This window comes from Muriicola sp. Z0-33, from assembly GCF_026126425.1.
Classification (GTDB): Bacteria; Bacteroidota; Bacteroidia; order Flavobacteriales; family Flavobacteriaceae; genus JAFMPW01.
The window spans coordinates 25,395-40,603 of the sequence record NZ_JAFMPW010000010.1 but is presented as its reverse complement, the minus strand read 5'-3'; the positions used below and the strand labels follow the sequence as shown (position 1 = coordinate 40,603).

Annotated in this window: 13 protein-coding genes; 2 read left to right on the top strand and 11 right to left on the bottom strand. The window is 39.5% G+C overall.

What is annotated here, in order from left to right:
* Positions 1–47 precede the first annotated feature (47 nt).
* A complete protein-coding gene (locus J1G40_RS13695; RefSeq protein WP_265243216.1) occupies positions 48–476 on the top strand; it encodes a secondary thiamine-phosphate synthase enzyme YjbQ in 429 nt (142 codons plus the stop codon).
* Between the two features lie 149 nt (positions 477–625).
* Here J1G40_RS13695 and rplT read toward each other — a convergent pair whose 3' ends face one another.
* The 5 genes from rplT to J1G40_RS13670 form a co-directional block, all read right to left on the bottom strand.
* Positions 626–970, bottom strand: a complete 345-nt coding sequence (gene rplT / locus J1G40_RS13690) for a 50S ribosomal protein L20 (protein WP_265243215.1) — start codon at positions 968–970, stop codon at positions 626–628.
* 89 nt (positions 971–1,059) lie between these two features.
* A complete protein-coding gene (rpmI, locus tag J1G40_RS13685) occupies positions 1,060–1,257 on the bottom strand; it encodes a 50S ribosomal protein L35 (protein ID WP_265243214.1) in 198 nt (65 codons plus the stop codon).
* A 22-nt stretch (positions 1,258–1,279) separates the two neighbouring features.
* Positions 1,280–1,834, bottom strand: coding sequence for a translation initiation factor IF-3 (infC, locus tag J1G40_RS13680; protein WP_414855669.1), 555 nt, complete (start codon positions 1,832–1,834; stop codon positions 1,280–1,282).
* A 36-nt stretch (positions 1,835–1,870) separates the two neighbouring features.
* Complete coding sequence (thrS, locus tag J1G40_RS13675; protein ID WP_265243213.1) at positions 1,871–3,811, bottom strand: threonine--tRNA ligase; 1,941 nt, start codon at positions 3,809–3,811, stop codon at positions 1,871–1,873.
* Between the two features lie 116 nt (positions 3,812–3,927).
* Complete coding sequence (locus J1G40_RS13670) at positions 3,928–4,176, bottom strand: DUF6095 family protein (RefSeq protein ID WP_265243212.1); 249 nt, start codon at positions 4,174–4,176, stop codon at positions 3,928–3,930.
* A 94-nt stretch (positions 4,177–4,270) separates the two neighbouring features.
* Between J1G40_RS13670 and J1G40_RS13665 the strand changes: the two genes are divergently transcribed.
* The gene (locus J1G40_RS13665) at positions 4,271–5,398 is read left to right on the top strand and encodes a glycerate kinase (protein ID WP_265243211.1); all 1,128 of its coding nucleotides are present in this window, start codon (positions 4,271–4,273) and stop codon (positions 5,396–5,398) included.
* A 6-nt stretch (positions 5,399–5,404) separates the two neighbouring features.
* On the opposite strand, the gene J1G40_RS13660 is transcribed toward J1G40_RS13665, so the two are convergent.
* The 6 genes from J1G40_RS13660 to J1G40_RS13635 form a co-directional block, all read right to left on the bottom strand.
* Positions 5,405–6,325, bottom strand: a complete 921-nt coding sequence (locus J1G40_RS13660) for a DUF4249 domain-containing protein (RefSeq protein ID WP_265243210.1) — start codon at positions 6,323–6,325, stop codon at positions 5,405–5,407.
* Positions 6,326–6,331: 6 nt separating this feature from the next.
* Positions 6,332–7,225: a DUF4249 domain-containing protein gene (locus tag J1G40_RS13655; RefSeq protein WP_265243209.1), complete on the bottom strand. Its 894-nt coding sequence runs from the start codon at positions 7,223–7,225 to the stop codon at positions 6,332–6,334.
* Positions 7,226–9,628, bottom strand: a complete 2,403-nt coding sequence (locus J1G40_RS13650; RefSeq protein ID WP_265243208.1) for a TonB-dependent receptor — start codon at positions 9,626–9,628, stop codon at positions 7,226–7,228.
* Positions 9,629–9,735: 107 nt separating this feature from the next.
* Positions 9,736–11,955: an NADP-dependent isocitrate dehydrogenase gene (locus tag J1G40_RS13645; protein ID WP_265243207.1), complete on the bottom strand. Its 2,220-nt coding sequence runs from the start codon at positions 11,953–11,955 to the stop codon at positions 9,736–9,738.
* Positions 11,956–12,681: 726 nt separating this feature from the next.
* Positions 12,682–14,016: a carboxypeptidase-like regulatory domain-containing protein gene (locus tag J1G40_RS13640; protein WP_265243206.1), complete on the bottom strand. Its 1,335-nt coding sequence runs from the start codon at positions 14,014–14,016 to the stop codon at positions 12,682–12,684.
* A gap of 382 nt (positions 14,017–14,398) precedes the next feature.
* Positions 14,399–15,208 (bottom strand): inositol oxygenase, encoded by an 810-nt coding sequence (locus tag J1G40_RS13635; RefSeq protein WP_265243205.1) that lies wholly within the window; start codon positions 15,206–15,208, stop codon positions 14,399–14,401.
* Position 15,209 lies beyond the last annotated feature (1 nt).

Genomic DNA, 15,209 nt, shown 5'->3' with positions numbered 1-15,209 from the left:
ATGTTTAAATTACGGTCGAATTCTACAAAGATTTACAATTACTTTATATGGCTTCAATAATGGTTCAAAAAGAAATAAGACTAAAAGCATATTCCAGAGGATTTCATTTGATAACATCTGAAGTTTTGAATGCAATACCTGAAATTTCGAAAATAAATACAGGGATGCTTCAGGTATTTATCAAACATACATCTGCCAGCCTGACCATAAACGAAAATGCCGATCCCAGTGTAAGAATAGACTTTGAAAGTCATATGAATGTAATTGTACCCGAAAATGCCCCCTATTATGTGCATACATATGAAGGGTCCGATGACATGCCTGCACATATAAAAGCTTCATTGCTAGGTACATCTGTGCAGATTCCAATCAGTAATGGGAAACCTAATTTGGGTATCTGGCAGGGAATTTATCTTTGTGAGCACAGAAATAATGCCTCCGAGAGGTCTTTAGTGATAACTGCTTTTGGCGCCTGACTTGCCCGATTTTCTTCCTTTTGTAATTCTGAAATCAATTCAAAAGCATACTATATGTTGTAATAAGGGGGAGTTAGGATAGCAACAGCTTAGAAATAAAAAAGTCCTGTTGAAATAACAGGACTTTTACTTTGTACACTAATGATTTTTTATTTCACTTTTTCGGCTATAGCTTTAAAAGCCTCCGGGTGATTCATTGCCAAATCTGCCAGAACTTTTCGGTTAAGTTCTATATTATTGGCTTTTACTTTTCCCATAAACTGTGAATAAGACATTCCGTGAAGTCTGGCTCCTGCATTAATACGGGTAATCCATAATGAACGGAAATTTCTTTTTTTGGTTCTGCGGTCCCTGTAAGCATAAGTCATTGCTTTTTCAACCGCATTTTTGGCTACTGTCCAGACGTTTTTACGTCTTCCAAAGTAACCTTTGGCTTGCTTCATCACTTTTTTTCTTCTAGCTCTTGAAGCAACAGAATTTACTGATCTTGGCATTTTTAATGATTTTTTGTAGCAGGCGATTCCGATATTCGGAATTCTTTAATGCCCGACTCCATGGTTAATATTCTACCGTAAAGAACAAATTATTTTAAACGCAATTGTTCCTTAATACTCGGTGCGTCGGAATCGTGTACCAACGTCGAGTGCGTTAATCTAAGCTTGCGCTTCTTAGATTTTTTTGTAAGAATGTGGCTTTTATAAGCGTGTTTTCTTTTAATCTTACCAGTACCAGTAAGCTTAAAACGCTTTTTGGCACTAGATTTGGTTTTCATCTTAGGCATTATCTTCCTATTTCGTTACTGTTTACTTTTTTGTTTTCGGAGCAAGAAACATTGTCATTCTTTTTCCTTCCAGTCTTGGCATTTGCTCTACCTTGCCATAATCTTCCAATTCCTGGGCAAGTCTTAACAACAATATCTCGCCTTTATCCTTATACACTATGGACCTTCCCTTAAAAAAAACATAAGCCTTTAATTTGGCGCCGTCTTTTAAAAACTTCTCGGCATGTTTCTTTTTAAATTCGTAATCATGGTCGTCCGTATTAGGACCAAATCTTATTTCCTTCACAATCACTTTGGAGGCTTTGGCCTTCATGATCTTTTCCCTCTTCTTCTGCTCGTAAAGGAATTTCTTATAATCTATAATTTTACAAACCGGTGGAACTGCTTTTGGAGATATTTCTACCAAATCCAAGCCCAGTTCATTGGCTTGAGACATTGCCTCTCTGATCGGATATACACCGACCTCCACATTATCACCAACCAAACGAACCTCGTCTGCCGTGATCTTTTCATTAATTTTATGAGGGTTTTTATTTTCCCTCCTTGGTTGGGGCCTAAATCTTCTTCTTATTGCTATGACTATTGCTTTTTAATTAAACGTTGATTTAAAGTACTAAAACGACTTTAAGGTACTATTTATTTCTTTTTCGACCAAGTCTACAAACCCGCTCACAGAAATTGCACCAAGATCTTCACCTCCATGTTTTCTTACAGATACCGTATTTTCCGATTCTTCATTTTCCCCAACGATCAGCATAAATGGTATTTTATTCATTTCTGCTTCCCGTATTTTCTTTCCAACGGTCTCATTCCTTTTATCAACGAGGGCGCGAATTTCGTGATTTTCTAGGGAATTTAAAACTTTTTCAGCATATTTTTCATGCTTCTCACTCACCGGGAGGATAATTGCCTGATCGGGGATCAGCCAAAGTGGAAAATTACCGCCGGTATGTTCTAGTAAAAGGGCAATAAATCTTTCCATACTTCCAAATGGAGCCCTATGGATCATAACCGGCCTGTGAAGCTCATTATCACTGCCTTTGTAACTAAGATCGAACCTTTCAGGCAGGTTGTAGTCTACCTGTATGGTCCCTAGTTGCCAGTTTCTCCCGATGGCATCTTTTACCATAAAATCTAGTTTCGGGCCATAAAATGCCGCTTCCCCTTTTTCAATTGCAAATTCCAGACCTTTTTCCTCTGCTGCGTTGATAATGGCCTGTTCTGCTTTTTCCCAATTTTTAGGATCGCCTATGTATTTTTCCGGATTGTCCAGATCTCTCACCGATACCTGCGCCCGATAATTGTCAAATCCCAAAGAATTTAAGACATAAAGCGAAAGGTCTATTACATTTTTAAACTCCTCATTGAGCTGTTCCGGGGTGCAAAAAATATGAGCATCGTCTTGTGTAAACCCTCTTACCCTGGTTAATCCGTGCAATTCACCACTTTGCTCATAACGATAAACCGTACCGAACTCGGCATAGCGTTTCGGTAGTTCTCTATAGCTAAATGGTTTGGAATTATATATTTCGCAATGATGTGGGCAGTTCATTGGTTTTAGTAAGAACTCTTCATCTTCTTTTGGGGTATGAATAGGCTGAAAACTATCTTCACCATATTTGGCATAATGCCCGGAGGTAACATAGAGTTCTTTCTGGCCGATATGCGGTGAAATAACCATTTCATATCCCGCTTTTTTCTGTGCTTTTTTAAGAAATTGTTCCAGGCGTTCTCGCAGTGCCGCCCCTTTGGGTAACCACAATGGCAGCCCTTGTCCAACTCTTCTTGAGAAGGTGAATAGTTCTAACTCTTTTCCAAGTTTCCTGTGATCTCTTTTTTTAGCTTCTTCGAGTAATTGAAGGTATTCTGTAAGCTCTTTTTGTTTGGGAAATGAAATTCCATAGACCCTTGTTAACTGGGGTTTATTTTCATCACCCCTCCAATACGCCCCGGCAACATTCAGGATTTTGATGGCCTTAATTATTCCGGTATTTGGGATATGACCACCTCTGCACAAATCTGTAAAAGTATCATGATCACAGAAGGTAATGGTCCCGTCTTCCAGATTTTCAATGAGTTCTACTTTAAACTCGTTTCCCTGTGATTTATAAAGTTCCAGAGCATCATTTTTTGAAACTGCACGCATTTTAAAGTCGTGCTTCCCGCGTGCAATTTCCAGCGCCTTTTTTTCAATTTCCGGAAAATCTTTTTCAGATATGCCTTGCTCGCCAAAATCAACATCGTAATAGAAGCCATTTTCTATTGCAGGTCCGATAGTAAGCTTTATTCCCGGATAAAGTTCTTCAAGTGCCTGTGCCACAACGTGGGAAGTTGAATGCCAAAAGGCTTTTTTCCCTTCATCATTTCTCCAGGTAAATAATGTAAGATGACCATCCTCATTTAAGGGGGTAACACTTTCTACAGTGGTGCCGTTGAAATCTGCAGATATAACATTTCTAGCCAAGCCTTCACTTATGCTCCTGGCTACATCCATAGGGGTGCTACCAATTGGAAATTCCTTGATTGATCCGTCCGGAAGAGTAATTTTAATCATGCCTAATGCCCTGTATTTAAGAGCGCAAAGATAAGACCTAGTATTGATGCGAGCAATATATAGCCACAGGATTTTGGGTTATTTTCGGTAGGATGGCGTACAATTGAAATTACTTCTCAAGATGAAGATGAAGAGGAAGAGCTTTTCTTCCCGAAAAAGGCATCCATCAATACCTTTATGCCGTAAAAACCCAGGGATATTGCTCCAATGGCGAAGATTATGCCCAAGATAAGCACAGGCCAAAAAAGTGGGTTGTCCTGGTTTTTAAAGGCCTGGTAAATTAAACCGGGCGCCAGAAACATTAATAATATGGTAATGGCAAGGTATTTGACTCCTTTAATTAGTGTGCTTTTATCTGTTTTCAACCCTATTTATCTTTAAAACCTTAGGGCAAAAGTAGCATTTATAAGGTATATTTATATAGAAGTTGATGCAGATATTTATTCAAATACATTGACAATGAACATACTTCTGATTCCTGATAAATTTAAGGGTTCTCTAACAGCAGAAGAGGTTATAGATGCCACTACTCAAGGTATCAGAGAAGTGTTGCCTGGAACTTCCGTTTATAGTGTTATAGCTTCAGATGGAGGAGACGGATTTTTAGATTCGGTATCCCGATATGTGGATGTAGACGAAGTAAGGGTTGCTACTTTTGATCCGCTTGAGAGAGAAATCATTGCTACTTACTTATATAATAAAGAAACATCGCAGGCATATATAGAATTGGCCAAGGCCTCAGGAATGGTATTGTTGGCTCCTGATGAGAGGAATCCGTTGATGTGTTCTACCTATGGAACCGGAATTTTAATAAAACATGTGCTGCTAAGGGGTGCAAAGGATATCTATATTGGGCTGGGGGGCAGTGCAACTAATGACGCTGGAATTGGAATTGCCAAGGCACTTGGATTTGAATTTTTCGACATTACCGGGAATGAACTGGCGCCCATTGGCCAAAGCCTTTCATTGATTGACAGGATTCAACCCCCTGAAATCTCAAATATGCTGAAAGATGTACAAATATATGCCGTTAATGATGTAAATAACCCATTATATGGAACAAATGGAGCAGCACATATATATGCCGAGCAAAAAGGTGCTACAACAAGTGATATTGAATTATTAGACCATGGTTTGGAACACCTGCACAAAATAGTTAAACATCAGTTTAAAGTATCACATGCCGATCTTCCCGGAGCAGGAGCGGCCGGAGGGACTGCATATGGACTCAAAACTTTTGCGGGGGCTAATTTTATAAGTGGGATCGATTTTATTATGGAATTGGCCGGAGTAGAATCCCTTTTATCAACTGAATCTATCGATTGCATAATTACAGGTGAGGGCAGGATAGATGATCAGACATTGCAGGGTAAACTAATTAACGGCGTACTTAATTTGGGTAAAAATCACAATATTCCCGTCATTGCCATTTGTGGTGCATTAGCTACCAATATGGGGGAATTACAGGAGCAAGGGCTAGCAGCGGTAATAGAAGTTCGGGATACTGACCAAACATTAGAATATAACATGGCCAATGCCTATAATTTGGTTAAGAAAGCTATTGCCAACTACTTTAAATTGCAATAGGAGAGATTATTCTATAATGAGCGTTTGTTTAAATTCTTGTACGATAGCAAAATACCCAAGCGGAAAATCGTTTGGGCGTTCAACATTATCAAATATATCTATATTGTCCAGGCCTGTGATGTCAAATATATTGCCTCTAACCGTAGCCACAGGGGTTTGAAAAGGACCTTGAGAGTCTTCGGTTTGCTCTATGAGCTGCGCCATATAATCATAAAAAGGTTTATCTGCCCCTAGAATGCTAATTTCTATATTTTTTCCGGCTTCAAATTTGCGATCGTAAAAATAGGAGAACTCAAATTCCTGGCCCTGGTAGAACTCATCTTCAGTCACCAGAAATTCATTAAAGTCAAAATCGAAGATATAGAAATTATCCGCCTCCGGATCGTCTCTAAAACTTACTATAACTTCGGTTTCGTCTTCATCCAAAAGGGTTCCCGTACCTTGCACAATATCTGTAAATGGCACTGCCGGAACATATTTAGTTTGTGCATAGTACCGCCTGCCTTCATGGGTTATGATCAGAATATAATTGAGATCAAATTCTATTGCGCTGATAGGAATTCTTTCATCCGTATAGGTTTGGTCCGGGACATAAATACCGGATCCCGGGACAGATTCTGTTAATATAACATCACCAGTTCCAATGAGCATTCCGTCTTCATAGGCCTCTACCAATATCAGTATTCTTTCGAGTTCCGCAACGGGTACCGTACCAAAAAAGTTATCGGTTAATGAAACTTTTACCTCTACCGGTATATAAGGCTCATTTACGTCTACCCGAATTAGGGCCTCAACAATCAATCTAGGCGGTTCAGAAGGTGTATCAATATCTACTACGTCTTCACAGCTAGTAAGTGAAAAAAGCAAAAGTGCTACCCCTAAAAATTTTAGGCAAGTACTACTTTTAGCCAATTTCGCTTGTTGCATAGCAGATTATTCTATGGTAAGTGTATTGGTAAACTCCTCAACTATGGCAAAATAACCAAGAGGAAAGATGTTTGGCCGGTTCACATTGTCAAACCGATCCAGATTGTCAATATCGGTAATATCAAATATATTTCCCCTTACTGTTGCTACAGGTGTTTGAAATGGTCCCTGGATATCTCCACCCTGTTCTATAAGCTGGTCCATATAGTTGTAAAATTGCTCATCGGCCCCCATCAGGCTTATATCAATTTCTGTTCCCGATGGGAAGGTTTGATCATAGAACCAGGAAAATTGAAATTGCTGCCCTTGATAAAATTCATCCTCTGTTACTAAATAATCACCAAAACCAAACTCAAAGACATAGTAATCGTTACGAGTACCTACATCGGTAAAACTAATAATGGCCTCTGTTTCATCATCGCCAAAAAGTGTCCCGTTCCCTTGAAAAACAGAATCAATTGGAACTGCAGGAGCATATTTTGTTTGGGCCAGATACCTTCTTCCTTCATGAGTAATCAATAAGGTGAACGTAAAATTCCTGTCGAGAATTACCGTGGAAATACGTTGGTCAGAAGAAAAATTTGGATCCGGAGTGTAGATTCCGGTACCAGGCACTTCTTCTGCAAGGCTCGAGGATCCACTAGATATTACGGCTCCATTTTCAAATTCTTCATAAATGATAACAATATTCTCCAGGGCAGTAACCGGACTCTCGCCAAAGAAGTTATCGGTAAGTGATACTTTAATTTCTATCGGGATAAAAGGCTGAGACCTGTCAACTCTAATTAGTCCTTCAACCACTAGTCTTGGAGGTTCCGAAGGGGTTTCAATATCTATAACGTCTTCACAGCTAATACAGAGGACAAATAGTATTATTGATATGTAGGTAATTTTTTTCATCTAAAATTTAAAATTGTAGGTTACTGCTGGGACAATACCAAAAATTGAGGTCCGGATGGCTTCATTTACACCTGTATCCTGATTTCTGCGAAAATTAATTGAGGCAGCATTTCTTCTGTCATAAATATTATAAATGCTAAATACCCACTCACCTTTTACCTTTCTATTGATATTCTTTTTCGGTGTAAGCGTTGCGGCTATATCCAATCTGTGGTAGTCTGGCAAGCGTTCTACATTACGCAATCCGTAATACGGAACTACAAGGCCTTCAAATTCGAATTGTCCGACGGGATAATTGGTGGGTTGCCCGGTCTGAAATATAAAATTACTGTTGATGCTCCATTTATTATTGATATCGTAGCTTGCATACAAAGCAATGTCATGTGTTTTATCATAGGGAGTGTTATACCATTCACCCAGGTTTATTCCGGTTTCCAGGTTACTTCGTCCATTATCCACAACTGCAGGTCGGCCCGGGGTACGTTGTTCGGATTTAGAAAGGGTATAGGCCAACCACCCCTGGAGTCTTCCATCATTTTTTCTCAATAGCATTTCCAGCCCGTATGCCCTTGCTTCCCCATTTAAAATAACTCTTTCAATGGAATTATTCGCAATAAGATTAGCCCCGTCTATATAGTCTATTCTATTCTGAATGTCTTTATAGAAAGCTTCGGTTTCGAAACTGTAGGCCCCTCCTTTAATGTTTTTAAAGAAGCCTACCGCATATTGATCCAATAACTGAGGTTTTACCCAAGGACCACTAGGTGTCCATACGTCTAAAGGAGTAGGAGAGCTGGTATTAGATAAGAGATGCAGATATTGCGCCACTCTTGTATAACTTGCCTTTATAGAACTGCTAGAATTCAGGGTGTAGGCCATTGAAATCCTGGGCTCCAAATTAGCGAAATTCGCAAGGTTGTCTCCTCGGTTAGGATTAATGACATCTATAGGATCTGCCTCCTGGTAAATAAGTTGGAAAGGATCAAAAATTACGGGTTGGTCGTTTTCATATACATTTAGTTCATCCTGGCCCAACCTGAGAAAATGACTGAATCTAAGTCCGTATTCCATACTTAAATTGTCTGTAATTTTGTGTTCAATGTCAAAATAGGCGGCAAACTCATTAGCATATTTTTTAATGAGTTGTTCCTCTAGTATTCCGGAATCCGAACTATTGGGTTTTATTTTACCCGGATTAAAACTGTAATAGATATTATTTACGCCATAATTAATCTGCAGATTGTCATTGATATAGTGTTTAAGATCGTATTTCAGATTAAAATTACGAATTCCGGAATTCCATTCGAATCCCACAAAATCTAACTCCAGCCCGTAGAAGTAATCCGAGTAGATCAGTGACAGATTGGAGAAAAGTTTGTCCGAAAACAAGTGATTCCATCTAAAGTTAACCAGGGCATTGCCATATATATTGATAAAGCTATCATTGACACTAAAGAGATCCCGACCAAAATAACTGGATAGAAAAATGTTATTTCTCTCATTAATCTTGAAGTTCAACTTCGCGTTCAAATCATAGAAATAGGCCTTATTATCTATGTCCAATAGCGGGAGGAACAAATGGGCATATGAGGCCCTTCCACCTACCAGGAAGGCCGATTTATCCTTTTTTATCGGGCCTTCGGCCAACAATCTGCTCGCCACCGCACCAATACCACCATTCATGTGAAACTCCTTGCTATTTCCTTCTTTCTGAAATATTTCCAGAACAGAAGAAACTCTACCGCCATATCTGGCAGGAATGCCCCCTTTAAAAAGTTTTACATCTTTAATGGCATCCGGATTAAACACTGAGAAAAATCCGAAAAGATGTGACGAATTAAAAATAGTGGCTTCGTCAAGAAGAATAAGATTTTGATCTGCGGCTCCCCCTCTTACATTGAACCCTGAAGATCCTTCTCCTGCATTGGTAACACCGGGTAAGAGTAATATAGATTTTATTACATCTGCTTCGCCAAGAACCACCGGTATGCGCTTGATGGTTTGTACGGATATTGTACTCACACTCATTTGAGGCTTTCTAATATTTAATCTTTCGGCATTGTCTGTGAGCACAACTTCTTCTAATTGTTCTGCCTGCTCTGCCAACCTATAATTAATTTTTTGATCTTGTGTAAAGGAAATTGTACTGACAATATCCTGATATCCGAGATAGCTGATACGTACCTGGTATTCTCCTTCCGGTAGTGTAAGGGAGTAGAATCCGTACTCATTTGTAGTAACTCCGGTTCTTAACTCAGGAACTGCAATGGTAACTCCAATAAGGGTTTCATTACTGTTGGCTTCAACTATGGTTCCGCTGAGGGTATATTTTTGTTGTGAGTAGATAAAATTTAGCGATAGCAGCAATACGAGAACTATTATCTGGCGATAAGTCGGGTTCATTCAGGCAATTTTCCCTAAAAATAGGCAGAATATTTAAAACGCATGCTTCCTTAACATTTAATTAGAAAAAGCTGAGAATCTCGTATTTTAAAAGAACTGATAACTGCCTACAATTGATCCAGGATACTATTAAAAGTGCTGCTCGGTCTCATTGCACTGGCGGCCATATCCGGGTCTGGTTTATAGTAACCTCCTATATCCTGTGCACTGCCCTGTGCCTGAATAAGTTCATCAAGGATTTGTGACTCATTTTCAATAAGTTGTTTGGAAATGCGGGTAAAAGTTTCCCTTAATTCAGAATCAGTTTCTTGCGTTGCCAGTGCTTTGGCCCAATAGGTTGCAAGGAAAAAGTGACTTCCCCTTGTATCTAGTTCCCTTACTTTTCTTGAGGGAGATCTGTCGTTATCGAGAAATTCTTCGGTGGCTTCATCCAACGCATTTGCCAGGACATTTGCTCTGCTATTGTTGTTCTTCTCCCCGTGGAAATCAAGGGAGACTCCCAGGGCTAGGAACTCGCCCAATGAATCCCATCTTAAGTGACCTTCTTCCAGAAACTGCTCAACATGTTTTGGTGCCGAGCCTCCTGCTCCTGTTTCAAAGAGACCACCCCCATTCATAAGGGGTACAATAGATAACATTTTGGCACTGGTACCCACTTCCAATATCGGAAACAAATCTGTTAGATAATCTCTTAGAACGTTTCCGGAAACGGAAATAGTGTCTTTACCTTCTTTTATTCGTTCTAGTGTAAAAAGAGTGGCATCTAAGGGTGATAGAATGCGGATATCCAATCCGGAGGTATCCTGTTGAGGTAAATAGGCATTCACTTTTTTAATCAGTTCTGCATCATGAGCTCTTTCCTGATCTAACCAAAATACTGCTGGAGTCATTGATGCGCGTGCCCTGCTCACTGCAAGTTTAACCCAATCTCTGATTGGGGCGTCCTTTACCTGACACATTCTCCAGATGTCACCGGAATCTACTTCATGCTCAAGAAGAATATCATTAGAATTGTTATCAACTACTCTTACAACTCCCTTGCCACTGATTTCAAATGTTTTGTCGTGCGAACCATATTCTTCTGCCTTCTGGGCCATAAGTCCTACATTGGGCACAGTACCCATTGTTCTTGGATCAAATGCTCCATGTTGCTTGCAAAAATCTATTGTAGCCTGATAAATAGCGGCATAACTGCTGTCGGGGATAACAGCTTTGGTATCCTGCGATTTTCCATCAGCATTCCACATCTGACCCGAATTCCTGATCATGGCAGGCATAGAGGCATCTATAATTACGTCACTAGGTACATGCAGATTGGTAATTCCTTTATCAGAATTTACCATCGCGAGATCCGGACCTTTGGCGATGGCCAGTTCGATGTCCTTTTCAATTTCATTTCTTGTATTGGCATCGAGCTTTTTTATTTTAAGGTACAGATTTTCCAGGCCGTCATTGGCACTGATGCCCAGCTGTTCAAAAATTTCGGTGTGCTTGGTGAATAGTTCGTCGAAATAAACATCCATAACATGACCAAAAATGATGGGATCTGATACCTTCATCATGGTAGCTTTTAAATGCACGGAGAATAACACTCCTGAATCCCTGGCATCTCTATAGGCCTCTTTCAGGAAGGCGATAAGGGCATTTTTACTTAATACCGTTGCATCAATGATCTCCCCATCTAGAAGCGGTATATCTGCTTTAAGAACAGTAATGTCACCTTGCTCTGAATGGTGTTCTATCCTCACAGCACTTTCACTTTCGATAGTGAGCGATTTTTCGTTGGATTTAAAATCACCATGGCTCATAGTAGCTACATGAGTTTTAGAATCTGACGTCCATTCACCCATGCTATGTGGATTTTTCTTGGCGTAGTTTTTAATGGGTTTAGGGGCTCTTCTATCCGAGTTGCCTTCTCTGAGCACAGGGTTTACAGCACTCCCTTTAATTTTGTCGTAACGCGATTTAATCTCTTTTTCCTCATCGTTGCCCGGGTCATCAGGATAATCAGGAACACCATATCCTTTAGCCTGAAGTTCGCTTATAGCTTCTTTTAATTGAGGAATTGAAGCGCTGATATTGGGGAGTTTAATAATATTTGCCTCCGGAGATTTAGCCAATTTTCCGAGTTCTTCCAAATCATTTGAAGCTCGTTGGTCTTCTTCCAGAAATTCGGGAAAAACAGAAATGATGCGGCCTGCAAGAGATATATCCTTAGTGGAGATTGTTATACCAGCGGTTTTTGTAAAAGCTTTTACAATAGGTAAAAAAGACTGTGTCGCTAATGCGGGGGCTTCATCTGTTTTGGTATAAACTATTCCGGACATAAATATTTTGGATTATATTTTTAAGAGGAGCAAATATACAACTTTATAAGTGCCAAAAAAGGGAGGATTTATCGAAAGTTTAAAGGAAGATGCAAGGAATTCAGGACGGTACCTGGCATATCAAAACCTACTAAAAACAAAAGCCATATCATAGTACAAGTACTTTGACATGGCTTTCTAGAAACTGATAACAGATTTTTTCCTTACACCGAAATGCAATTCCGCAATCAAAGACTGCATCTGTAGATCTGCTTCAACGTTTGATTCATCTTTCGCCCTTAATTCTTCAACCAAGCCGCTAATTAATGATTCTTCTTGTTATTTGGTACATTCATCTTAAATAAAAAACCGAAGTTTTACATTTAACGTAAAATAACCCACATACTCCCAGGAAACAACAGCTTCCTTGAATTACGCTCACCTTATTTCCTCCACCTGGTAACAAGTTACCTGATTTTAGTCCTATGGTTAAACAGCAATATAAAGAACGTCAACTCTATAATGGCTATCCAAACATGCCCTCGACAGGCATATCCTTAAAACCATGAAATAAATATAGGGTATTGAAGGCACATTTACAAATTATATAAGAAATTTAAAATCAACATGTTATGAACGATGGTTATCAACAAATGTTCATAACCTAAGTTAATTGCCAACCATATATACGTATAAAAAAATCGGCCCTATTTAGGGCCGATTTTCAAGTAGTTTTGGTCTGACAATTTAAGGAGCAGAATCGCCACCACTGGCTTTTGCTTTTTTTAATTGTCGCTGGATTTTCTTTATTGCCGATTCTATAGATTTTTCTGGTTCAATAATATTGTATTCACCCCAAAAATCGGGATCCGCAAATCCTATGGCCTCATCGCTTAAGATTATATTGGTTTTTATTCTGTTTTTATTCTTGGGGAATTCCCCTGCCAGGTTCTTTTCCCAATCTGTAACAGCCATTTCACAGGTCATGCTGTAAACCGAATTAAACAATTTCCTATCCCAGTTAATCTTAAATTCCATCAGAACATTGCTATAGCCGTAATACCACCTGCCATTTTTTTCACGATAGTCTACCCTGTACGCTACTTCGGTAGGATATACGCGGGCATTAGCCGGTTTCTTTCTTACAAACATCCTGCTGGCCATTTCCCTATTGACAATATTAAGGGAATAGATGGCACTGGTCAGGATTTTCTTTTGGGCATCTATATACAGTTTACCGCTATATAAAGGCTCATTAATACTGGGCCTTTGCTCAAAATTAACCACATAAATTAGCTTGTCATTAATTCTTGTAGACCGGTCAAAACTAAATTCATAGTCAGAGATACTCTCGTCGGTAAAAATATACTCGGGATATTTCATTATATCCACAAAAAGTGCATTAAAAGGTCCTCCCTGAAGTTTTAAAGTAAGGGTGTCAAGTTTACTGTAATCAGTGCTCTTGCGGGCCTTATACAGTTGAACCGCATCTCTTCTGGATGAGGTGTATGGGGTCTTATAAATATTAACCACGGCTTCTGACAAGGATACATTTCTTCGTCTTTTCTTAATGGTTTCCCTGTAAAATGCAGTCATTAAGGTAGGATCATCAAAATAATTCTCACCCTTCTTTCTCAGGGTCTCCTTAACCAAAAGCAAAGCGTTCTTGGGAACACTGATATTAACCTCGCTCAATTCAATAGCAGATACCGTAAGTGATATCCGATTAGCATTGCCTTTTAGTGCGTTTAAAGGAATTAATTTGGTCTTGTATCCCAGAAAAGATACCGTCACATTGCCCTCCTTAGTGCTTTTGGGGATTTTTAACAGAAACTTTCCTTCTGTATTGGTCACCGTACTTATGTTAGTTCCCTCAAGTGTCAGGGTAGCAAAAACCAGTGGCTTTTTTGAGTCACGATCAATTACTTCCCCTCTATACTGATTAAATGTCTGTGCTTCTTGTTGTTCCGTTTCCTGAAAAATTGGCGCTGCATCAAGGGTTCCAAGTACCCCAAAGCAAACGATAATGCTCAGGATCGCATCGCGCGATTGTCTTAAATATAATATTGCTGTCTCTTTCATTTCACTGCTTTTTTATTTTTTTGGAATTGCAAATTCCATTCTCTAAGTTAATGATTTTTAGTTATATAATGTGTTAAACAAATACTATATCTACTGCATTAAACTCTTCGATATAGTTATATAGTTTAGCCCGGAAATCGGACCGCTATCTATAGCCCCGCGGACTATCGCAGGTTAGAGCATCAAATATACGTTGGCAAATATCTTAAAGTCCTGCTAGATATAAAATGATTATTCTCATGATTAAAAGGATCTGCTTTTAGAGAAGAATTAGCGTTGTTCAATGAACTCAGCCAGGCTGCGGCACCTTATAACTGCCGCTAAAGGAGATTTATATTCTTAAGTTATAGCAACTATTAGAATGAGGGCACTTATCGGTAGTTTACCAAAATATGGGTTGCCCGCCCAAATATTTCTCAGCAATGGGCTGATAATAATCTTTTATTTCATCGAGCTCATAGGTTTTGTTGCTCTTGGTATAAAGGTCATATTTGTTAAAATCTCTTATCCAGGCCAGGTATTTAGCGTCATTGTCTCCCAATAATTCGGAATAACTTCCTCCACTATGCCAGGGATAGAAAGAATGAAAACGGATCATTGCCATCCCTGCCTCCGGGAGGGTGTTTTGATCGTGATTTTTTAGTACCTGATAAAGATATTCATCATGTCCCCATGCCAGGGTTAAGGCGTTAAGACCACAGCCTTCTTTATAAATTCCTTTGGTAGAATTGTATTTTTCGTCAGCCATGTCCGGGTTTAATTTATTAAACTCGGGATATACACAGCTATCCGGAAGGGCACAGCCTACAACAAAAACATCGCCGACCATTCCCCATTGTTCTGCCTGGCTGGTGCCATCTTCATCGCAACCCCATAAGAACATTATCTTCCCAAGATCGTGAATTAAGCCCACCAATTGCATCCAATCTGGCCTGTTATCTTCCCTGATAGCCTCGGCACTCTGAATCAGGTGCTGCACATTTGGGAGGTCCAGGTCGGGATCGCTGACATCTATAAGATCATTCAAATGCGCCATCGCATCCCAAAGATCCATCGGCTTGTCATATGTCAGGTATTTTTGCTGCATACGCGTCACATAGTCCAAAGTTTGGTTTTTACGCATTTTGCGATAATGTTCACGGACTGCAACGCTCACATCAGCTGCCTGGTAGTTTCTAAAAGTCTTTTCCATA